Source organism: Rhizobium sp. EC-SD404 (assembly GCF_902498825.1).
In the GTDB taxonomy this organism is placed as follows: Bacteria; Pseudomonadota; Alphaproteobacteria; order Rhizobiales; family Rhizobiaceae; genus Georhizobium.
Genome location: NZ_LR701459.1, coordinates 2,045,959 through 2,066,076, shown reverse-complemented (window position 1 = coordinate 2,066,076; position 20,118 = coordinate 2,045,959). Strand labels below are relative to the sequence as shown.

Annotated in this window: 19 protein-coding genes; 11 read left to right on the top strand and 8 right to left on the bottom strand. The window is 62.6% G+C overall.

The window, feature by feature from the left end:
* Nucleotides 1-4: 4 nt before the first annotated feature.
* Genes gatA through gatC form a run of 3 tightly spaced genes read right to left on the bottom strand, consistent with a single transcriptional unit; the run spans nucleotide 5 to nucleotide 2,244 of the window.
* Complete coding sequence (gene gatA / locus GC125_RS10675; protein ID WP_151985652.1) at nucleotides 5-1,486, bottom strand: Asp-tRNA(Asn)/Glu-tRNA(Gln) amidotransferase subunit GatA; 1,482 nt, start codon at nucleotides 1,484-1,486, stop codon at nucleotides 5-7.
* Nucleotides 1,486-1,902: a GNAT family N-acetyltransferase gene (locus tag GC125_RS10670; protein WP_502706096.1), complete on the bottom strand. Its 417-nt coding sequence runs from the start codon at nucleotides 1,900-1,902 to the stop codon at nucleotides 1,486-1,488. Before GC125_RS10670 ends, gatA begins: the two co-directional genes overlap by 1 nt.
* A 54-nt stretch (nucleotides 1,903-1,956) precedes the next feature.
* The gene (gene gatC, locus GC125_RS10665) at nucleotides 1,957-2,244 is read right to left on the bottom strand and encodes an Asp-tRNA(Asn)/Glu-tRNA(Gln) amidotransferase subunit GatC (protein WP_151985650.1); all 288 of its coding nucleotides are present in this window, start codon (nucleotides 2,242-2,244) and stop codon (nucleotides 1,957-1,959) included.
* A gap of 160 nt (nucleotides 2,245-2,404) precedes the next feature.
* On the opposite strand from gatC, the gene GC125_RS10660 reads away from it, so the two are divergent.
* Nucleotides 2,405-4,369 carry a putative bifunctional diguanylate cyclase/phosphodiesterase gene (locus tag GC125_RS10660; protein ID WP_286165463.1) on the top strand — a complete coding sequence of 655 codons (1,965 nt, stop codon included), beginning with the start codon at nucleotides 2,405-2,407 and terminating at the stop codon, nucleotides 4,367-4,369.
* 18 nt (nucleotides 4,370-4,387) lie between these two features.
* Here GC125_RS10660 and GC125_RS10655 read toward each other — a convergent pair whose 3' ends face one another.
* The gene (locus GC125_RS10655; RefSeq protein ID WP_151985649.1) at nucleotides 4,388-5,095 is read right to left on the bottom strand and encodes a metal-dependent hydrolase; all 708 of its coding nucleotides are present in this window, start codon (nucleotides 5,093-5,095) and stop codon (nucleotides 4,388-4,390) included.
* Nucleotides 5,096-5,226: 131 nt separating this feature from the next.
* On the opposite strand from GC125_RS10655, the gene ruvX reads away from it, so the two are divergent.
* On the top strand, nucleotides 5,227-5,655 hold the full coding sequence (gene ruvX, locus GC125_RS10650) for a Holliday junction resolvase RuvX (protein WP_502706095.1): 429 nt from the start codon (nucleotides 5,227-5,229) through the stop codon (nucleotides 5,653-5,655).
* On the opposite strand, the gene GC125_RS10645 is transcribed toward ruvX, so the two are convergent.
* Together GC125_RS10645 and GC125_RS10640 are read right to left on the bottom strand one after the other, a co-directional pair.
* Nucleotides 5,622-5,945 carry a DUF6105 family protein gene (locus GC125_RS10645; RefSeq protein WP_151985647.1) on the bottom strand — a complete coding sequence of 108 codons (324 nt, stop codon included), beginning with the start codon at nucleotides 5,943-5,945 and terminating at the stop codon, nucleotides 5,622-5,624. The two genes, ruvX and GC125_RS10645, sit on opposite strands and share 34 nt — an antisense overlap.
* A complete protein-coding gene (locus GC125_RS10640) occupies nucleotides 5,942-6,439 on the bottom strand; it encodes a hypothetical protein (RefSeq protein ID WP_151985646.1) in 498 nt (165 codons plus the stop codon). The genes GC125_RS10645 and GC125_RS10640 overlap by 4 nt, the downstream gene beginning before the upstream one ends.
* A gap of 386 nt (nucleotides 6,440-6,825) precedes the next feature.
* On the opposite strand from GC125_RS10640, the gene GC125_RS10635 reads away from it, so the two are divergent.
* A complete protein-coding gene (locus GC125_RS10635) occupies nucleotides 6,826-7,611 on the top strand; it encodes an AEC family transporter (RefSeq protein ID WP_286165462.1) in 786 nt (261 codons plus the stop codon).
* On the opposite strand, the gene GC125_RS10630 is transcribed toward GC125_RS10635, so the two are convergent.
* On the bottom strand, nucleotides 7,596-9,242 hold the full coding sequence (locus GC125_RS10630; protein WP_151985644.1) for an acyl-CoA dehydrogenase family protein: 1,647 nt from the start codon (nucleotides 9,240-9,242) through the stop codon (nucleotides 7,596-7,598). The genes GC125_RS10635 and GC125_RS10630 overlap by 16 nt on opposite strands.
* 151 nt (nucleotides 9,243-9,393) lie before the next feature.
* Between GC125_RS10630 and GC125_RS10625 the strand changes: the two genes are divergently transcribed.
* From GC125_RS10625 to dprA, 4 genes are read left to right on the top strand one after another with little or no spacing between them, the layout of a single operon-like run.
* Complete coding sequence (locus GC125_RS10625) at nucleotides 9,394-10,326, top strand: aspartate carbamoyltransferase catalytic subunit (protein ID WP_151987794.1); 933 nt, start codon at nucleotides 9,394-9,396, stop codon at nucleotides 10,324-10,326.
* Complete coding sequence (locus GC125_RS10620; protein ID WP_151985643.1) at nucleotides 10,323-11,612, top strand: dihydroorotase; 1,290 nt, start codon at nucleotides 10,323-10,325, stop codon at nucleotides 11,610-11,612. Before GC125_RS10625 ends, GC125_RS10620 begins: the two co-directional genes overlap by 4 nt.
* Before the next feature lie 14 nt (nucleotides 11,613-11,626).
* Complete coding sequence (plsY, locus tag GC125_RS10615; RefSeq protein WP_151985642.1) at nucleotides 11,627-12,241, top strand: glycerol-3-phosphate 1-O-acyltransferase PlsY; 615 nt, start codon at nucleotides 11,627-11,629, stop codon at nucleotides 12,239-12,241.
* Nucleotides 12,241-13,395: a DNA-processing protein DprA gene (gene dprA, locus GC125_RS10610; protein ID WP_151985641.1), complete on the top strand. Its 1,155-nt coding sequence runs from the start codon at nucleotides 12,241-12,243 to the stop codon at nucleotides 13,393-13,395. Before plsY ends, dprA begins: the two co-directional genes overlap by 1 nt.
* On the opposite strand, the gene GC125_RS10605 is transcribed toward dprA, so the two are convergent.
* Complete coding sequence (locus GC125_RS10605; protein ID WP_151985640.1) at nucleotides 13,345-13,575, bottom strand: hypothetical protein; 231 nt, start codon at nucleotides 13,573-13,575, stop codon at nucleotides 13,345-13,347. The genes dprA and GC125_RS10605 overlap by 51 nt on opposite strands.
* 264 nt (nucleotides 13,576-13,839) lie before the next feature.
* Between GC125_RS10605 and topA the strand changes: the two genes are divergently transcribed.
* The 4 genes from topA to GC125_RS10585 all read left to right on the top strand — a co-directional run bounded on the left by topA (nucleotide 13,840) and on the right by GC125_RS10585 (nucleotide 20,113).
* Nucleotides 13,840-16,515, top strand: a complete 2,676-nt coding sequence (topA, locus tag GC125_RS10600) for a type I DNA topoisomerase (protein WP_151985639.1) — start codon at nucleotides 13,840-13,842, stop codon at nucleotides 16,513-16,515.
* Nucleotides 16,500-18,815 (top strand): ribonuclease R, encoded by a 2,316-nt coding sequence (gene rnr / locus GC125_RS10595; protein WP_286165629.1) that lies wholly within the window; start codon nucleotides 16,500-16,502, stop codon nucleotides 18,813-18,815. The genes topA and rnr overlap by 16 nt, the downstream gene beginning before the upstream one ends.
* Before the next feature lie 98 nt (nucleotides 18,816-18,913).
* Nucleotides 18,914-19,363 carry a DUF983 domain-containing protein gene (locus GC125_RS10590; protein WP_151985637.1) on the top strand — a complete coding sequence of 150 codons (450 nt, stop codon included), beginning with the start codon at nucleotides 18,914-18,916 and terminating at the stop codon, nucleotides 19,361-19,363.
* A gap of 15 nt (nucleotides 19,364-19,378) precedes the next feature.
* The gene (locus GC125_RS10585) at nucleotides 19,379-20,113 is read left to right on the top strand and encodes an NUDIX hydrolase (RefSeq protein ID WP_151985636.1); all 735 of its coding nucleotides are present in this window, start codon (nucleotides 19,379-19,381) and stop codon (nucleotides 20,111-20,113) included.
* The last annotated feature ends 5 nt before the right edge of the window (nucleotides 20,114-20,118 follow it).

The window sequence follows — 20,118 nt, the reverse complement described above, 5'->3', positions numbered from 1 at the left end:
CGAATTACCACCAACGCTTTGGCGTGAAGCGGCCGGCGGCCTTCTCCACGACGCTGGCTGCGGCAAAAAGCGTCTCTTCGTCGAAGGGTCGGCCGATCAATTGGAGACCCAGCGGCAATCCATCCGGCGAGGTTCCGGCCGGAACGGCGATACCCGGCAGGCCCGCCATGTTCACAGTGACCGTGAAGATGTCGTTCAGGTACATCTTCACCGGATCGGCCGCCATCTCGGCATCGCCAATCTCGAAAGCGGCCGATGGTGTCGCCGGCGTCAGGATCGCGTCGACGCCAGCGGCGAACACTGTCTCGAAATCGCGCTTGATCAGCGTGCGGACTTTCTGCGCCTTCAGGTAGTAGGCATCGTAATAGCCGGCGGAGAGAACATAGGTGCCGATCATGATACGGCGCTGGACTTCTTCGCCAAAACCTTCCGCGCGGGTCTTTTCGTACATTTCCAGAATGTCGCGGCCCGGCTGGCGCAGGCCGTAGCGCACACCGTCATAACGCGCGAGGTTCGACGAGGCTTCCGCCGGTGCCACGATGTAATAGGCGGGCAGCGCGTATTTGGTGTGCGGCAGGGAAATCTCGACGATTTCGGCGCCGGCCTCCTTGAGCCAATCGATGCCCTGCTGCCAGAGCGCGTCGATCTCGCCCGGCATGCCGTCGACGCGGTACTCCTTCGGGATGCCGATCTTCAGGCCCTTTACCGAGCGCCCGACGGCGGCCTCGTAGTCGGGAACCGAACGATCGACCGAGGTCGTGTCCTTGGCGTCCGTCGAGGCCATGGAGCGCAGCATGATCGCCGCATCACGCACGTCGCGGGCGATCGGACCCGCCTGGTCGAGCGAGGAGGCAAAGGCGACGATGCCGAAGCGCGAGCAGCGGCCATAGGTTGGCTTGATGCCGACGGTCCCGGTGAACGCTGCCGGCTGGCGGATGGATCCACCGGTATCGGTCGCGGTCGCGCCGGCGCAGAGTTCGGCGGCAACGGCTGCCGCAGAGCCACCGGAGGAGCCGCCGGGCACGAGGCTCTTGTTGGAGCCCTCGACGCGCCAGGGGTTCACGACCGGGCCGTAATAGGACGTCTCGTTCGACGAGCCCATGGCGAACTCGTCCATGTTCAGCTTGCCGAGCATGACGGCGCCGTCGTTCCAGAGGTTGGAGGTGACGGTCGATTCGTAGCGCGGCTCGAAGCTGTTCAGGATATGGCTGCAGGCCTGCGTGTGGACGCCTTCGGTCGCAAAGAGGTCCTTGATGCCAAGCGGAATGCCTTCGAGGGCACCCGCCTCCCCGTTCGCCATGCGCTCGTCCGAACGCTTTGCCATGGCGCGCGCCTTGTCCGCCGTCACCGTCACATAGGCATTGATCGAAGGGTTCGCGGCTTCGATCGCCGTCAGATAGGCATCCGTCAGTTCGACCGAGGAAAGGTCGCGTGCGCGCATCTTTTCGCGAGCTTCGGCGATGGTCAGGCGGGTCAGTTCGGACATCAGGCAAACTTCTTTTCGTAAAATCGGGAATAACCGGAATCGGGATAGTCGAGGACGGCGCCGCATTGGGTGAAGCCGTTGCGCTCATAGATGCGCCAAGCGGCTTCGAAACCGGGCGCCTCGCCCGTTTCGAGAACGAGACGGAAGATGCCGCGATCACGGGCAAGTTGCTCGACCTGCTGCAGAAGCGCAGAGCCCACCCGCTTGCCGCGCACTTGCGGCTTGGTGAACATGCGCTTCACTTCCCCGAGACCCTGACCGTGATCTTTCAGCGACGCCATGCCGACAGCGTTTCCATCTTCATTGCGCGCGATGAAAACCGTCACCGAAGGATCGGACATCTGCTCGACGGTCAGTTGGAACTGGAACTCGCGCGGCGTCAACGGGATCATGTGCGCGTTGAGCGCGCTGACCATGTCGCGCACGTCGTCCTGGAGAGGCGTCTCGGCTGCGATAGCCAGCTCCACGGCCTACTCCACGACTTTCGGGACGAGGAAGAACCCTTCTTCGGACGCCGGCGCGTTGGCCACGACATCGGCAGCCTTGTCGCCATCGGTGACGACATCGGCGCGCTTCTTCATGTCCATGGCGATCACCGAGGTCATGGGCTCGACGCCACTCACATCGACCTCGTCGAGCTGCTCGACGAAGCCGAGAATGACGTTGAGCTCGCCGACCATGCGCTGTGCATCCTCGTCGCTTACCGCGAGACGGGACAGACGGGCAACGCGCTTCACGGTTGCGATATCGACAGACATGCGGGAACTCCGGGATTTTCAGGCGTGCGGGTGCCTATAGCGTTCACATCAGCCAAGAGCAAGGCTGGCAAACTGTGCGTCACACTCACCGTATGTCCAACAGTCTATACGATATTTCAATGCTTCTCTTCTTTACTGCGGCCGTTGGGGGTGCCTGGTTGTGCTGCAGTTTTTTCGTAAGTCCTTTCTCTTTCATGTCGATGTCGGAAATGAGCGTTTCGCGATCGCGCAATATGCCGCGCTGACGCGGCAGATCCCGATTCTGTACGTCCTGCTGGTCGTCAATGCCGTGGCTCTCGCGTGGACGCATTACGGCGCGGCGCCGACATTGCAGACGGTGTATATCCCAGGTGTGCTGTCGCTGATCTGCGTCATCCGCCTGGCGAAGTGGCACTTCCGGCGCAATGATCAGCCGACCGCAGCGCAAGCCATTCGGAAGATGCGCGGGACGGTGGTTTTGGCCGGCATATTTTCGATCGGCTTCGGTTTCTGGGGTGTGAGCCTATATCCCTATGGCGACGCCTACCAACAGAGCCATATCGCCTTTTTCCTGTCGATCGCTGCCATTTCCTGCGTCTTCTGCCTGATGAACCTTCCGCCTGCGGCCCTGGTGACCGCCGGTAGCGTTTTCTTCATTCTCGTTGGTCACTTCATGTTCAGCGGCCAGCCGGTGTTCATGGCAATTTCGATCAGCGTCTGCCTCATCTCGCTCGCCTTCATCCACGTCACGCACAGCAATTTCGACAATTTCATTTCCATCGTGCGGATGTCGGACATCCTCGAGCAGAAGCAAAAGGAAACCGAGCAGCTCGGCATTCTAAACGCCAAGCACGCGCTCGAAGACCAACTGACGGGCCTGCACAATCGACGCAGCTTTTTCGAAAAGATCGACCAGGAACTCACCAAGGCGGCCGGCGGCAGGCCGCCCATCATCGGCCTCATCGACCTCGACGGATTCAAGCCGGTCAACGATGTCTTCGGTCATGCTGCGGGCGACGCGGTGCTTGTGGAAACCGCGCGCCGGTTCCGAAAACTGCTTCTGCCCGGCACGATCGTCGCACGTATCGGAGGCGACGAGTTCGGCTTCATTCTCGCATCGGACACGGATGCAAGCGAAGTGCTTTCCATCGGCAATGCCCTGTGCCTTGCGTTGAAGGACCATTTCGAGACGCCTGCCGGCATTGCACGGCTGTCGGGATCGTGCGGGATCGTCGTTTCCAGCGAACGCCAAGCGACTGCCGCAAGCCTGATCGAACAGGCCGACTTCGCGCTCTACCAGGCCAAAAACAAGCAGAACGGCGGCGTCGAAATATTCTCCGACCAGCATACGCGCCTCCTGCACGAACGGACATCGATCGAGCGGGAGCTTCGGATTGGCGATCTCAGGCAGGAATTCTATCTGGCCTTCCAACCGATCATCGATCTGAAAACAGGCGAAGTCGTCAGTTTCGAAGCGCTTGGCCGGTGGAACAATGCGACGCTCGGCGAGATTTCGCCTGCCGCCTTCGTACCCATCGCAGAGCGCTGCGGGCTCATCAACGACGTGTCGCTGATCCTTCTGCGCAAGGCGATCGACGCGCTGGACCAATTGCCGCTCGATTGCCGGCTATCGTTCAACCTTTCGGCCCGCGACATCTGCAACCACATTGATGCTTTGAAGATCCTCAGCCTTGTCGAGCGCTCGGGCATCGCCACGAATCGCCTCGAATTCGAGATCACCGAAACGGCACTCCTGTCGAACTTCGAAACGGCGGAGCGGATGATCTCGCTCTTCCGCTCCGCCGGTATCAAGGTGGCACTCGATGATTTCGGCACGGGCTATTCGAGCCTCAGCCATGTGCACCGCCTCGCCTTCGACAAACTCAAGATCGACCGCAGCTTCGTGCAGCAGATGGAAAGCGATGCCCGCTGCCGCAACATCGTAAAATCGGTCGTGGACCTGTCCGCCAATCTAGGGATCGACTGCGTGGCCGAAGGCGTAGAGACCGGCGCAATTGCCGGGCAACTGAAAGCCCTCGGCTGCACTTACGGCCAGGGCTATCATTTCGATCGCCCGCTCTCTTTCCAGGACGCCTTGAGCCTTGCCCGCAGCGCTGGGCGCCAACGGGTCGCGCTGCGGGCATAGGGCTCGGCGTCGTCTCACCTAGAACTGGTGCAGCGTTCCGGCAGCGGCGACCTTTGCCCGCTCCGCCTGGCTCTCCAGCGCATCCACAAACACATCGGCGGTCTGGTCGATAATCGGGAACGAGCCGTAGTGGCACGGAATGATCGCCTTGAAGTCGAAGTAGCGGCGGCATGCGAGTGCTGCGACGGCACCGCCCATGGTGAAGCGATCACCGATAGGTACGATGCCAATCTCCGGCCGATGCAGTTCGTGGATCAGCGCCATATCCGAGAAGATATCGGTGTCGCCCATATGCAGAAGCGTCGGGCCGCCATCGATGTGGAAGATGCAGCCATTGGCGTTGCCGAGCGCATGGGACACGCCGTCCTCGGTGATGTCGGCGGAGGAATGCAGAGCATTCACATAGGTCACCGAGAAGCCTTCATGATGGACGGTGCCGCCGGTGTTCGTCGGATCGAGCTTTTCCAGGCCGCGATGCTTGCCGAGGAAGCCGCAGAGATCCGCATTGGCCACCACGGTCGCACCGGTTTCCTTGGCGATCGCTGCCGTATCGCCGACATGATCGGCGTGTCCGTGGGTCAGGACGATATGCGTGACGCCTTGGACGGCATCCTTGCGATCGAGACCTGCAAAGCCGGGGTTTCCGGTCAGGAACGGGTCGATCAGGATCGTCGCCTTGCCGGTTTCGATCCGGAATGCAGCGTGTCCGAGCCAGGTCAGTTTCATCGATATCTCCTTGCTGATGCCCATGCGGGGGTTATTGCTCCGGGCCGGTAGATGGCGCAGAGAAGCCCAATTGCAAAACCCGGAAGGCCGTTATCTTGTCAATCGTCGCGCTCGAAGACCTTCCCGGTCTCATGCCCAAGGGCACCACGCTCGCCGGTCTAGACCTCGGCACGAAAACGATCGGCGTCGCCATTTCCGATCTGGGACTGACGCTGGCGAGCCCGCGCGGGGTGATCCGTCGCGCAAAATTCATGAAGGACGCAGATGCGCTCTTGAAGCTTCTTGCCGAACAGCAGGTCTCGGGCATCGTGATCGGCCTGCCGATCAACATGGACGGGAGCCAAGGGCCCCGCGCGCAGGCGACGCGCGCCTTCGTACGCAACATGGAGCCTCTCACGGAGCTTCCATTCGCATTCTGGGACGAGCGGCTTTCGACGGTGGCCGCCGAGAGGGCGCTAATCGGCATGGACGTGTCACGCGCCCGCAGAGCGGAGCGTATCGACGCCGCCGCAGCGGCGTTCATTCTTCAAGGCGCGCTGGACAGGCTTTCGTCGCTCTGAAGTCGGGCGCCGCGATCCTGTCGCGCGGCCCACCACGCCCGGATTTCGCGGCGCTTACGAAAAGCGACGATGCCCAGCACGATGAACGTGTCGACCACGAGTGCGCGGGCGACCAGCGGCGGTATACTCTCGGGCGCAATGCCAAGCACGTTGCCATAGATCTGGAAGACGAGGTCATGCGTTTCGCGCGTCAACATGAAGAAGCCGAGACTAATGTCGTGATAGGACAGCCCGTACCAGGCAATCAGCGACCCGACGGGGGCGGCCCAGAGTATCAGAAACCATTTCATGACCGGGGCCTCGCATCGGGGAAGGTGTGGACCGACGCCGTCGCGGCGGCGATCCGGTTCTTGAGATAATCATTCGGCAGGATCGCGTCGTCTTGGGCAGCGGCCGTTTTGACGGTGTTCCCGTCGAAGAGAAGGGCAGCTGCCCCTGTCATCAAGAGCAGGCCAGCCTCGACGAAGACGCTTGCGTCCACTCTACCCTCCAGCCAGCCGAAGGCATGTGTCGCGGCCGTCAGCACCAGCGCGCCGGTTACGGCAGCAACGAGGGTCTCACGCGAATCCCGCTTGGTCGAGTATGTGCCGAACAGCGCGAAAAGCGCAGCCAGACAGAACAGTGAGGCGATCCCGAATTCGGCGAAGCCGAAGAGATGATGGATGCTCAGCCACGCGAACATACCGGGTTCCTGGTCGTAGGGGGACGGAACGGCACGGCTCAGCCCGGACATGGAAAACTCCACCATCCAGAAAAGCGATATGCCGATCACGATCGTCCGCATGCCCATGAAGCCCTTGCCTGATCTGTCACAACATCAACAAAGCAATTAGAGCGCGGTTGCACCAATTCTTACCGGCCGATGCCCGTTAACAGTTTGCCAACCATAAGGGAGGCAACGATTCCCGGCCATTGGTCCAATCAGCAATCGCGATTTATGGTTAACGGCCGTCTCGCTCTGGAACGCATTTGCTCATGGGCCGTATGGGGCCTAAGGAACAGGCTTCAATTGGCTCGACGTTCATGATTCCGATCCTGCAAAGCATCATCCCGATTTTTCTGCTCGTTCTTCTCGGGATCGTGTTGAAACGGTGGAAAAGCATCGATCAGAGTTTTTGGCCTGGGCTTGAACAGTTCGGGTATTTCGTCGCATTCCCGGCCCTGCTCTCAATGACGCTATACCAAGCGGATTTCGCAGCGCTCGACGTGGGGCGCGTCGCGCTGACCGTTGCCATCACGCTCGCTTTCATGATGGTCTTCGTGCTTTCGCTGTGGCCGATCATGCAGCGGCGCGGCGTTACCGCGTCCAGTTTCACCACCATTTTCCAGACCGGCATCCGCTGGAACGGCTTCGTCGCGCTGGCCATCGCCAGCAGCCTTCATGGCGACCAGGGCATCGCGCTGGTCGCACTCGTGATGGCGCTCATCATCCTGCCGATCAATCTCGTCTGCGTCGCGGTCATGGTTTGGTTCGGCGGTGGAGCGCGCAAGCTCTCGGTGCTGGCGCTGGGCATGGCGCGCAATCCGCTCATATTGTCATGCCTCATCGGTCTGGGAGCGCGCCTTCTGCCATTTGAGATCCCCGGCCCGATCCTCACTGCCATCGATCTTATTGCGGCGAGTTCACTCGGCCTCGGACTGCTGATGGTGGGCGCTGGCTTGCGCATCGGGGACGCGTTGAAGCCACGACCCGTTTCGGCGCTGACGTCCGCAATCAAGCTCGTTCTATTTCCCGCGGTCATGACCTTGGTCGCAGTGCTGGTCGGGCTCGAAGGCGCGACGCTCGAAATTCTGGTTCTCTGCGCGGCGGTGCCGACAGCCATGAATGGATATCTGCTGGCGCGTCAGATGAACGGCGACGCTCCGCTCTACGCGGCGATCACGACAATCCAGACGGCGGCCTCGATCGGTACGATGCCGCTGGCGCTTTTCCTGCTGCGTCAGCTTTCGGGATAAAGAAGATCGACGAGTTGACGCGCGTCGAAGCGGGAATCGAGCATCCCGTAGGTGGAGCGCCAGGCGCCGGCCAGCCGCGTTTCGATGAAAGCGTCGGCCACGCGGCCGGCGCCGATGCGGTTGAGTTCAGCTGCCGCCGCGGAAAGCGCCAGCTGTTCCGTCAGCATACGGGCAGCGCCCTGGTCGCTTTCGCAGACTGCCATGGCAGCCTCCAGGACGTCACGCGTGCGCCTGCCGGCTGCACCGAGATCGCCGGCGATCATTTCGAGCACGACGTCGAAGAGATCGCGTCCGCGGGCCAGCACCCGCAACACGTCGAGCGCCATGACGTTGCCCGAGCCTTCCCAGATCGCATTGACGGGAGCCTCGCGGTAATGGCGGGCGAGAGCCTTCTCCTCGACATATCCATTGCCGCCGACCGATTCCATCGCCTCGTAGACGAGCGCCGGGGCGATCTTGCAGACCCAGTATTTGACGACGGGCGTCATCAGCCTTGCGTAAGCCGCTTCGCGCGGATCGTTGCGGGCGCGGTCGAAGGCGGTGGCAAGCCGCATGGAGAGAGCCGTGGCGGCGGCCACGTCGAGCGCCATGTCGCCGAGCACGCGGGCCATCAGCGGCTGATCGACCAGCTTCTTGCCGAAGACCGAGCGGTGCCTGGTGTGATGAACCGCATCGGCAAGTGACGATCGCATGATGCCAGCGGAGGCAACCGCGCAATCCAGCCGCGTCATGGTCACCATGTCGAGTATCGTACGGATGCCCTCGCCCGGTTCGCCGAGCAGGAAGCCATAGGTGTCGGAAAACTCGACCTCGCTCGATGCGTTCGACCGGTTGCCGAGCTTGTCCTTCAGACGCTGGAAACGGAGGCCATTTGGTGAACCATCCTCCAGGATGCGGGGGACGAGAAAGCAGCCGATACCCTCTGGCGTCTGGGCCAGCATCAGGAATGCGTCGCTCATCGGCGCGGACATGAACCATTTGTGGCCGGTCAGGCGATAGATGCCCTCGCCCACGCGCTCGGCGGAAGTTGTGTTAGCCCGCACATCCGTGCCGCCCTGCTTCTCCGTCATGCCCATGCCGAGCGTGATGCCGGTCTTCTGCATCGCCGGCTTGTGGGCGGAATCGTATTTGCGGGACAGGATCTTCGGCAGCCAGTCCCGCTCGATCCGCGGCGACGCCATGATCGCGGCGACCGATGCATTGGTCATCGTCACGGGACAGAGATGCCCGGTTTCGAGCCCGGCCGTCAGGAAGAAGCGGATCGCTCGTGCTTTGTGCGCAACGCCCGCCTCGGCCGGCAGGTCTTCCCAAACCGAGGCATGAAGCCCGCCCGATACCGATTTACGCAGGAGCGCGTGGTAGGCCGGATGGAAATCCACCTGGTCGATGCGGTTGCCTTGGTGATCGTGCGTCTTGAGTTCCGGCGGGTTGCGGTTGGCAAGCCGCGCCAGGTCCTGCGCTTCGGCGCTCATCACGAAACGGCCGATGCCCTCGAAGTCCAGCCGGAGCGCGCGATCCATGTCGAGCGTGATTTCAACGAGAAGCGGGTCGGCGCGATAGGCGTTCATCCCCGAAAAGCGCGGCGGCTGGTTGAAGACGTCGTGGGTCGCTGGCGGGGGACGGGTGCTCATGGCCCTTCCTAACCGGATTCGAGCGCGATTGCAGCGGGATAGACGGAGAAATTGCGGTGGAGCAGCGTGCATGCGCGCAGGGCCGGCGCTTGTTCGGACGGCGGGCCGCGCCTATAGAGCGACGAGCCGCAAGCCGGAGCCCGTCGCGACAATGTCCTTTCCGCACCGCCACCTTCTCGGCATCAAGGGTCTGAACGAGGCCGACGTCCACTATCTCCTCGATCGATCCGACGCCGCCGTTGCGCTCAGCCGTCAGCGCGAGAAAAAGAAGGCGAGCCTGCGTGGGCTGACGCAGATCAACCTCTTCTTCGAAGCATCGACCCGCACGCAGGCCTCGTTCGAACTGGCCGGAAAGCGGCTCGGCGCCGATGTGATGAACATGTCGGTCGGCAATTCCTCGGTCAAAAAGGGCGAGACGCTCGTCGACACGGCGATGACGCTGAACGCGATGCGGCCAGATATCCTGATCGTGCGGCATTCGTCGGCGGGTGCCGCGGCGCTTCTCTCGCAGAAAGTCGGCTGTTCCGTCGTCAATGCCGGCGACGGCGCGCATGAGCATCCGACACAGGCGCTGCTCGATGCGCTGACCATCCGCCGCGCCAAGGGCAAGGTCGGCCGGTTGATCGTCGCCATTTGCGGCGATGTGCTGCACAGCCGGGTGGCGCGTTCCAACATCGTGCTGCTCAATCTGCTCGGCGCGCGCGTCCGGGTCATCGGCCCGTCTACTCTGATGCCCTCGGGCATTCGCGACATGGGCGTCGAAGTCTACACGTCCATGAAGGAAGGCCTGAAAGACGCCGACGTCGTGATGATGCTGCGCCTGCAGCGCGAGCGGATGTCCGGCGCCTTCGTGCCATCCGTGCGCGAATATTTCCGCTTCTACGGCCTCGATGCGGATAAGCTTGCCTATGCCAAGGAGGATGCGCTGGTCATGCATCCGGGCCCGATGAACCGCGGCGTCGAGATCGCCTCGGAGATCGCAGACGGTCCGCAGAGCGTCATCGAGCAGCAGGTCGAAATGGGGGTCGCCGTGCGCATGGCCGTCATGGAAACGCTTCTCATCGGCGAGGAGGTGCAGCCATGACGTTCACAGTCCTCACCGACGCGCAGATCATCGATCCGTCTCGCGGCATCAATGAAATCGGATCCGTCATCATCAAGGACGGCATCATCGAGGCAGCCGGCGCTGGCGCCCACAACCAGGGCATACCGGACGGCGCCGAAGTCATCGATTGTCGCGACAAGCTCGTGATCCCGGGCCTCGTCGACACGCGCGTTCACGTCGGCGAGCCCGGCAGCGAACACCGCGAGACGATCGCTTCGGCCAGTCGCGCAGCCGCCGCGGGCGGCGTCACATCCTTCGTCATGATGCCGGACACGAGCCCGGCGATCGATGATGTGGCGCTCGTCGAGTTCGTTTTGAAGACGGCGCGCGATTCGGCCGTCGTGCGCGTCTATCCGGCCGCCGCCCTCACCAAGGCGCTTGCAGGCGAGGAAATGACCGAGATCGGCCTGCTCGCAGCGGCCGGCGCAGTCGTGTTCACAGATGGCAGACGCACGCTCGCCAACACAGCCGTCATCCGTCGCGCGCTAACCTACGCCCGCGATTTCGGTGCCTTGATCGCCTGCGAGACGCAGGACAAGCATCTTGCCGCCCAAGGCGTCATGAACGAAGGGCTTTTTGCAAGCTGGCTTGGCCTTTCGGGGATCCCGCGCGAGGCGGAGATCATTCCGCTGGAGCGCGACCTGCGCCTCGCCGCCCTGACGCGCGGACGGTACCACGCGACAAGCATCTCGGTACCCGAATCCACCGGCGCCATCGCCGCCGCGAAAGCGCGCGGGCTCGATGTGAGCGCCGGCATCTCGATCAACCATCTGACGCTGAACGAGAACGACATCGGCGAGTACCGCACTTTCTTCAAGCTGTCGCCACCGCTGCGGATCGAGGAAGACCGGCGCGCAATGGTGGATGCGGTGCGCGACGGCACGATCGACATCATCGCTTCGGCCCATGACCCACAGGACGTCGATACCAAGCGCCTGCCTTTCTCCGACGCGGAAAACGGCGCCATCGGCCTGGAAACGCTGTTCGCTGCCGCGTTGCGGCTGCACCACTCCGGCGATGTCCCGCTATCCCGGTTGGTCGACGCGCTCTCGACGAGCCCCGCAAAGCGCTATGGCCTCGATGCCGGTACGCTGAAAGCCGGTGCACGAGCCGATCTTGCGATCGTCGATCTCTTCGAGCCATTCGTCTTTTCCAAGGAGCGCATCGTCTCGACCTCCAAGAACACGCCTTTCGAAGATGCACGCTTCCAGGGGCGCGTCTTGCAAACCTTCGTGGCGGGCGCCACAGTCTTCAAAGCGGATTGAGCCGGAGTTGACGCATGCCTGAACCGATCATCACGCAGGTCCCTTTCGACCTGTTCCTGGTTGCGCTGGCGTTTGGGTACCTGCTCGGCTCGATACCCTTCGGCCTCATCCTGACGCGCATGGCCGGGCTTGGAGACGTGCGCAAGATCGGGTCTGGCAACATCGGCGCCACCAATGTGCTGCGAACCGGCAACAAGAAGCTGGCTGCCGCAACACTCATCGGAGATGCGCTGAAGGGCACGCTGGCGGTCGTCGTCGCCGCGCAGTTTTCCGAAATCCTCGCCATCATCGCGGGCTTCGGTGCGTTTATCGGCCACCTCTTCCCCGTGTGGCTGAAGTTTCGCGGTGGCAAGGGCGTCGCAACCTATGTGGGCGTGCTGCTCGGGCTTGCGCCCGCCATGGTGCTGATCTTCGCGGTCATCTGGATCGGAACCGCCTATTTCACGCGCTATTCCTCGCTGGCGGCGTTGCTCGCGGCGGCTGTCGTCCCCTTGTCGTTCTTCATTCTCGGTGAAATGCGACTGATGGAGCTGTTCGTCATCATGAGCATCATCACTTTCATCAAGCACCGCGCGAATATTGGTCGCCTGATCAACGGCACCGAAAGCCGGATCGGAGCGCGCGGCTGATGGCGCACGAAGGCGGCGTTGCGCGGGTGCGTGGGATCGCGCTAACCGATCGCCAGCGCCTCGCGTGGCTCCGCCTCATCCGCAGCGACAATGTCGGACCTGCCACCTTTCGCGAACTGATCAATCATTGCGGCTCGGCAGAAGCTGCGCTCGATGCCCTGCCCGACCTTTCGGCGCGCGGTGGCGGGCGGTCGTTGCGCGTGGCGAGTGTCGAACAGGCCGAGCGTGAACTCGAACAGGCGACGCGCTTCGGTGCGCGCTTCGTCGGGATCGGCGAGCCGGACTACCCGCCACTGCTGCGCAGCATCGATGCGGCCCCGCCGCTGCTAGCAGTGAAGGGCGATACATCGATTACCCAGAAGCCGGCTGTCGCTTTCGTCGGATCGCGCAACGCATCGGCTGCGGGCGCGAAGTTCACCGCTCGCATGGCGCGTGAAGTCGGTGCGGCCGGATACGTCGTCGTATCCGGTCTCGCCCGGGGGATCGATGCGGCGGCGCACCGCGCTACGCTCGAAACGGGCACGATCGCAGCGATGGCGGGCGGTCTCGACATGCCCTACCCGCCTGAAAATCTCGATCTCTACCGCTCGATCACGGAGGGCGGCGGTTTAGCCGTTTCCGAAATGCCGTTCGGCTGGGAACCGCGAGCGCGCGACTTTCCGCGCCGCAACCGCCTGATTGCCGGCATCGGTTACGGCCTCGTCGTGGTCGAGGCGGCGACCCGCTCGGGCTCGCTTATCTCGGCGCGGCGTGCTGCGGATTTCGGGCGCATCGTCTTTGCGGTCCCGGGATCGCCGCTTGACCCGCGATCGGCCGGGACGAACGCACTGATCAAGGACGGAGCGACGCTGATCACCGGCAGCGCCGACATTCTGGAAGCCATGGCGCCTCTGGTCGGAAGGCCCCCTGCGGCACCGCTCTCGGTGCGCGAACGGGACGAGGACGGACTGTCGTTGCGGGCCGACCCGGGGGAAACGGATCGCGACAAGGTGGTGTCGGCACTGGGCGCCACGCCTGTCGAGGTGGACGATATCGTGCGCCATACGGAATTGCCGCCGGCGGTCGTCTATCTCATCCTGCTCGAGCTTGATCTTGCCGGGCGTCTATCCCGTCATCCGTCCGGACTGGTCAGTCTTCTTACGGAGGATCTCTGACGGCTTGACGCCGAGCTGGATGTCGCCCGCCTCCACATAGGCCATTTCGATAATATAGCAGAGCATGAAGCATCGCTGCTGTTCTGCCATGACGCGCAGTTCGCCGAGCAACTGCCGGATGTAGGCAATCTTCTCCGGATCGTGAGCAATGTCGTGCCTGCCGTTCTCTTGATCGTCCATTCCGAGGACTCCCGCGCGCAGCGCCTCATCGAAGCCCGGATTCGTGATCCAGAGCCAGTGTCATAACCATAGCGCCTCTAGTCATAAGTGCAACACGTCGCGATGCGCTCTAAGGTTGTATAACAACATGCGCAAATGCCGTCGTATCGGAAATGACTTGACCTCAGGCCGCTTGCTGTCCATCTCCGAGCCTGTGATCGCCGCCAAGCGGCATTATCCAGCACTGGTCGCGCGGTGCTCAATCATCAGAATTTGAGCGTGTTCATGTACGTCGTCGTCGTCGAATCGCCTGCAAAGGCAAAGACAATCAACAAGTACCTTGGCAAGGACTATAAGGTTCTGGCCTCGTTCGGCCATGTGCGCGACCTGCCGGCCAAGGACGGGTCGGTGAAGCCGGATGAAGACTTCGAGATGACCTGGGAGGTCGATACGGCCTCCAACAAGCGTCTGAAGGACATCACCGACGCCCTCAAGGGTGCCGATAGCCTCATTCTCGCGACCGACCCTGATCGCGAGGGAGAAGCCATTTCCTGGCACGTGCTGGAAGTGCTGAACAAGAAGAAGGCGCTGAAGGACAAGTCGGTCCAGCGCGTTGTCTTCAATGCGATCACCAAGAAGGCCGTGCTCGATGCGATGGCCAATCCGCGCGATATCGATGCGCCGCTCGTGGATGCCTATCTGGCCCGCCGCGCGCTCGATTATCTCGTCGGCTTCAATCTCTCCCCGGTTCTGTGGCGCAAACTGCCCGGCGCGCGGTCGGCCGGCCGCGTTCAGTCGGTGGCGCTGCGCCTCGTCTGCGATCGCGAAGCGGAAATCGAACGCTTCGTCGCAGAAGAATACTGGCAGATCAGCGCCGATCTGAAGACGCCGCGCAACGATGTCTTCAATGCACGCCTCGCATCCTTTGAAGGCAAGCGCATCCAGCGCCAGACGGTCACCAATGTCGGCGAAGCCGATACGATCAAGGCGATGCTCGAAGGTGCGTCGTTCACGGTCGAAAGCGTCGAAGCGAAGCCCACCAAGCGCAACCCCGCGCCGCCCTTCACGACTTCGACCCTGCAGCAGGCCGCATCCTCGAAGCTCGGCTTCAACGCCAAGCGCACGATGCAGGTCGCGCAGAAGCTCTATGAAGGCATCGACATCGGCGGCGAGACCGTCGGTCTCATCACTTATATGCGAACCGACGGCGTGCAGATGGACATCAGCGCCATCGAAGCCGCGCGCGAGGAGATCGCGTCGAACTTCGGCGACCGCTACCGCCCCGAGAAGCCGCGCTTCTATTCGACCAAGGCGAAAAACGCACAGGAAGCGCACGAAGCGATCCGCCCCACCGGATTCGAGCGCCGTCCCGATGACGTGAAGCGCTACCTCGATCAGGATCAGATCCGCCTCTATGATTTGATCTGGAAACGGGCGATTGCCAGCCAGATGGCATCGGCGGAAATCGAGCGCACCACCGTCGAGATTGCCGCCAATAACGGCGACAAGGTCGCCGGCCTCAGGGCCACGGGCTCGGTCATCCGGTTCGACGGCTTCATCGCTGCCTATACGGATCAGAAGGAAGACGGCGAGCAATCCGACGACGGCGAGGACGATGGCCGCCTGCCGGAAATCAATGCGCGCGAGACCGTCGCCAAAGAGAAGATCAACGCATCCCAGCATTTCACCGAACCGCCACCGCGCTATTCGGAAGCGACGTTGATCAAGCGCATGGAAGAGCTCGGCATCGGCCGGCCTTCGACCTATGCGGCAACGCTTTCGACGCTGCAGGACCGTGAATATGTCGAGATCGACAAGCGCAAGCTGATCCCGCAGGCCAAGGGCCGCCTGGTCACGGCATTTCTGCAGAACTTCTTCGAGCGCTATGTCGAGTACGACTTCACAGCCAATCTCGAAGAGCAGCTCGACAAGATTTCGAACGGTGATCTCGCCTGGAAAGACGTGCTGCGCGCGTTCTGGAAGGACTTCTTCGCGCAGATCGAGAACACGAAGGAACTGCGCGTCTCCGACGTACTCGATGTTCTGAACGAAGAGCTTGCGCCGATCGTCTTCCCCAAGCGCGAAGATGGCGGCAATCCCCGCATCTGCCCGACCTGCGGTACCGGCAATCTATCGTTGAAGCTCGGCAAGTTCGGTGCCTTCGTCGGCTGCTCGAACTATCCGGAATGCAACTTCACGCGCCAGCTTTCCGCCGAGAGCGCCAATGGCGACGAAGCGCAGCTTTCCGGCGAGCCGAAGGATCTCGGCCGCGACCCGCATACAGGCGAGCCGATCACCCTGCGGTCCGGCCGTTTCGGCCCTTACGTTCAGCGTGGCGACGGCAAGGAAGCGAAGCGATCGAGCCTGCCGAAAGGCTGGAAGCCGGACGACATCGACCATGAAAAGGCGATGGCGCTGATCGGTCTGCCGCGCGACATCGGCAAGCATCCCGAAAGCGGCAAGATGATTTCGGCCGGCCTCGGCCGGTACGGCCCCTTCCTCCTGCACGATGGCGGCTACGCCAACCTCGAGACGGTGGAGGACGTGTTCACCATCGGCCTCAACCGGGCGGTGACTGTGATCGCGGATCGCAAGGCCAAGGGTCCGGCGCGTGGTCGCACGTCTGCTGCCGCACTCAAGGAACTCGGCGACCATCCCGATGGCGGTGCAATCACCGTGCGTGACGGCCGCTATGGCCCCTATGTCAACTGGGGCAAAGTCAACGCGACGCTTCCGAAAGGCCTCGACCCACAGGCCGTGACGCTTGAAAAAGCGCTGGAGCTGATTGCCGAGCGCGCCGGCAAAAGCGGCAAGAAGGCTGCGCCGAAGAAGGCGGCCGCCAAGAAGGCAGCCCCTGCCAAGAAACCGGCAGTCGCAAAGAAGGCCGCTCCGAAGAAAAAGGCAGCAGCGGCCAAGACATCGACCGAGAAGACAAGTTCGGCAAAATCGAAGGAGGCGTAGGGGTCTATCCCTTCGCCGGAGGCAAGACCATCGCCCACTCCAGCCTGCCCGACCGCGAGACGCTGCTCGCTTTCATTGCGGACAACCCGGATCGCGCCACCAAGCGCGATATCGCCAAGGCCTTCGGGCTCAAGGGAGAGGATCGCGTCGCGCTGAAGGATCTGCTGCGCGATCTTGCAGATGACGGCCTTGTCCAGAAGGATCGCAAGCAGCTCGTGCGTCCAGACAAGCTGCCGCCGGTCACGCTTCTCGACATCACGACGCGCGATGCCGAAGGCGGACTGATCGGCCGGCCCGCCGAATGGGACGATGCCGAGAAGGTGGCGCCCGCCGTGTCGATCCGCCTGAACAAGGCGGTGGGCCGCTCTGGCAAACCCGGCCGAACGCCCGGCGTCGGCGACCGGGTGCTGGCGAAGATCTTCCCTTCCAAGGAAAAGACCGGCCCGGCCTACACCGCCCGCGTCATCAAGCTGATCGACAAGCGTAAGGACGCATCGCTCGGCGTCTTCCGTGCCGAGCCCGGTGGCGGCGGACGCATCATGCCGATCGAACGGCAGCAGAACGAACTCACCGTCGAAGCGGCGCAGGCGAATAATGCCCAGGACGGCGATCTGGTCGAGATCGCAGTTACGCGGATCGGCCGTTTCGGGCTCGCCCGGGCGGAAGTGCTGTCCGTCATCGGCTCGGTTTCGAGCGAGAAGGCGATCTCGATGATCGCCATCCACGACCACGGCATTCCCCATGTCTTTCCCGATAGCGTCATCGCCGAGGCGGAGGCCGCGAAGCCTGCGACCATGGCGCACCGCGAAGACTGGCGTGATCTCGCGCTGGTCACGATCGACCCGCCGGATGCGAAGGACCATGACGATGCGGTTCACGCCGAGCCGGACCCCTCGCCCGACAACAAGGGCGGGCACATCGTCACGGTCGCGATCGCAGACGTCTCCCACTATGTGCGTTCCGGATCGCAGCTCGACCGCGAGGCGCTGAAGCGCGGCAACTCGGTCTACTTTCCCGACCGGGTCGTGCCCATGTTGCCCGAGCGCATTTCCAACGACCTCTGCTCGCTGAAGGAAGGCGTCGACCGGCCTGCACTCGCCGTTCGCATGACGTTTTCGAAGGATGGCCAGAAGCTGCGCCATACCTTCCACCGCATCATGATGAAGAGCCTTGCCAAGCTGTCCTATCAACAGGCGCAGGCTGCCATAGACGGCGCGACGGACGACAAGACGGACACGCTGCTCGAAGGCGTCCTGAAGCCGCTTTGGGAAGCCTACGGTACGATGCGCAAGGGCCGCGACAAGCGACAGCCGCTGGAACTCGATCTGCCGGAACGCAAGATCGTTCTCGACAACGACGGCAAGGTCGACAAGGTGATCGTGCCGCCACGGCTCGATGCCCACAAGCTCATCGAAGAGTGCATGATCCAGGCGAACGTCGCGGCGGCGGAAACGCTGGAGCGGAAGCGCCAGAGCCTGATCTATCGCATCCACGACGCTCCATCGCTGGCCAAGCAGGAAACGCTGCGTGAATTTCTGGCGACGCTTGACCTGTCGCTTGCCCGAGGCAGCCTCCGCGCCAACAATTTCAACCACATCCTGGCTTCGGCTAGCGGCAAACCGCATGAGACGATGGTGTCGGAGATGGTCCTGCGGTCGCAGAGCCAGGCGATCTACAGCCCTGACAATCTCGGCCATTTCGGCTTGAACCTGATGCGGTACGCGCATTTCACCTCGCCAATTCGCCGCTACGCCGACCTCATCGTCCACCGGGCGCTCATCGGTTCCCTGAAGCTTGGCGATGGCGCGATCACGCCTGACGAAGAAGCGGCACTGGTCGACATCGCCGCCGATATATCCACGTCCGAGCGCCGGGCGATGGCCGCAGAGCGCGACACGGTTGACCGTCTGATCGCACATCATCTTGCCAGCCGGGTCGGCGATACTTTCGAGGGCCGTGTCTCCGGCGTCGTCAAGTCCGGCCTCTTCGTTTCGCTGCCGCAGTTCGGGGCAGATGGCTTCGTGCCGGTATCGACGCTCGGCTATGACTATTTCATCTATGATGAGGCCCATCAGTCGATGACGGGTCGTGAAAGCGGTGAAGGCTTCCGGCTTGGTGACACGGTGGACGTGAAGCTGGTCGAGGCGCTTCCGCTTGCCGGCGCCCTGCGTTTCGAGATCGTCAGCGAGCCGCGCAAGATGCCTGCGGGTGCAAGGTCGTTCCACAAGGCAAAGCACGGTGAAAAACGGCGTGGCGCGTCTAAAAAGCCCGGTACAAGGCCGCCACGCGGCCGTCGCTGAGACAATAGCGCGCCGAAAAAGCTGAGAGGGGCGACATCGGCACCGTTCGCGCCTATATGGTCCATCAGCGCCCGGGTTCAGAACAGAGACCGTCGATCATGCAGACTTTCGGACAATCGCACGCGGCAGACGACCGGCATGATGGTGCTCCTCGCGCGCTTGGAGGGTCGATCATGCGTGGCTTGAAGTCCCGCTGTCCGGCCTGCGGCGAAGGAAAGCTGTTCCGCGCGTTCCTGAAGCCTGTCGATCACTGCGCTTCGTGCGGCGAAGCGATGCATCACCACCGCTCCGACGACCTGCCGCCCTATCTCGCTATCTTCATCGTCGGCCACGTTGTGGTTGCCGGCTACATGTTCGGGGAACGCGTCGTTGACTGGACGTCGTGGCAGGCGCTTGCGTTCTGGATCCCGGTGACACTGATCCTGACGGTGGCGAGCATGCAGCCGCTGAAAGGTGGCGTCATCGGTCTGCAATGGGCCTTGCGTATGCATGGCTTCGGCGGCGAGGACGATCCGCTGGACGAGGTGCCCGATGAGAGCCGGACCTGACGGAACATGACTGGCATGGCGCGCGACCAGGCGCCCCGAGTTGGCACACGCTATATCACCTCGAACGAGCATCCCCTGCTGAGGCCGAAGGATGCCGCTTCGATCATCCTCCTCGACCGTGCCGGGCCTGACATTCGATTCCTCGTCGGCAAGCGTGCTCGCGCCCATACGTTCATGCCGAATTTCTACGTGTTTCCCGGAGGGCGTCGCGATCGGGCCGACTCTCGCGTCGGCGTCGCAAAGCCCCTCAAAGAGCCCGTGATCCAACGCCTCATGGCGCGGACCGATCGCACGATGACCACGGCGCGGGCGCAGGCGCTCGCCGTCGCCGCCATCCGCGAGACGTTTGAGGAGGCAGGTCTCGTCATCGCCGGCGACGGCAAGGTCGGGCTCCATTCCGACTGGACCGGCTTTTCCGAACGCGGACTTGCACCGGACCTCTCCGCGCTCCGCTACGTGGCGCGGGCGATCACGCCACCCCGTCAGAGCCGGCGGTTCGACACGCGCTTTTTTGCCTGTTTTCTGGATGAGATCGGCGCCGACCCGAAAGACGTTTCCGACAGCGAGGAACTGCAGGACCTGACCTGGATCGGCTTTGCCGACGTCGACCAGATGCAGTTGCCGCGCATCACCCGCACGATCATCGACGATCTTCAGAACGTGCTCGGCTCCGAAACGGAACTGCCCTATGGACAACCGGTCCCCTTCTACTACGTGAAGCACGGCACCTTCGTGCGCGACATCATCTGAAATCC

Bases quoted from the DNA above. Each gene is read 5' to 3' on its own strand.
- GC125_RS10585 (WP_151985636.1), top strand. From the start codon at position 19,379: ATGGCGCGCGACCAGGCGCCCCGAGTTGGCACACGCTATATCACCTCG.
- topA (WP_151985639.1), top strand. From the start codon at position 13,840: ATGTACGTCGTCGTCGTCGAATCGCCTGCAAAGGCAAAGACAATCAAC.
- GC125_RS10620 (WP_151985643.1), top strand. From the start codon at position 10,323: ATGACGTTCACAGTCCTCACCGACGCGCAGATCATCGATCCGTCTCGC.
- gatC (WP_151985650.1), bottom strand. From the start codon at position 2,244: ATGTCTGTCGATATCGCAACCGTGAAGCGCGTTGCCCGTCTGTCCCGT.
- ruvX (WP_502706095.1), top strand. From the start codon at position 5,227: ATGCCCAAGGGCACCACGCTCGCCGGTCTAGACCTCGGCACGAAAACG.
- dprA (WP_151985641.1), top strand. From the start codon at position 12,241: ATGGCGCACGAAGGCGGCGTTGCGCGGGTGCGTGGGATCGCGCTAACC.
- GC125_RS10625 (WP_151987794.1), top strand. From the start codon at position 9,394: ATGTCCTTTCCGCACCGCCACCTTCTCGGCATCAAGGGTCTGAACGAG.
- GC125_RS10670 (WP_502706096.1), bottom strand. From the start codon at position 1,902: ATGGTCAGCGCGCTCAACGCGCACATGATCCCGTTGACGCCGCGCGAG.
- GC125_RS10645 (WP_151985647.1), bottom strand. From the start codon at position 5,945: ATGAAATGGTTTCTGATACTCTGGGCCGCCCCCGTCGGGTCGCTGATT.
- GC125_RS10640 (WP_151985646.1), bottom strand. From the start codon at position 6,439: ATGCGGACGATCGTGATCGGCATATCGCTTTTCTGGATGGTGGAGTTT.
- GC125_RS10630 (WP_151985644.1), bottom strand. From the start codon at position 9,242: ATGAGCACCCGTCCCCCGCCAGCGACCCACGACGTCTTCAACCAGCCG.
- GC125_RS10655 (WP_151985649.1), bottom strand. From the start codon at position 5,095: ATGAAACTGACCTGGCTCGGACACGCTGCATTCCGGATCGAAACCGGC.
- GC125_RS10635 (WP_286165462.1), top strand. From the start codon at position 6,826: ATGACGCTATACCAAGCGGATTTCGCAGCGCTCGACGTGGGGCGCGTC.
- GC125_RS10590 (WP_151985637.1), top strand. From the start codon at position 18,914: ATGCAGACTTTCGGACAATCGCACGCGGCAGACGACCGGCATGATGGT.
- gatA (WP_151985652.1), bottom strand. From the start codon at position 1,486: ATGTCCGAACTGACCCGCCTGACCATCGCCGAAGCTCGCGAAAAGATG.
- plsY (WP_151985642.1), top strand. From the start codon at position 11,627: ATGCCTGAACCGATCATCACGCAGGTCCCTTTCGACCTGTTCCTGGTT.
- GC125_RS10605 (WP_151985640.1), bottom strand. From the start codon at position 13,575: ATGGACGATCAAGAGAACGGCAGGCACGACATTGCTCACGATCCGGAG.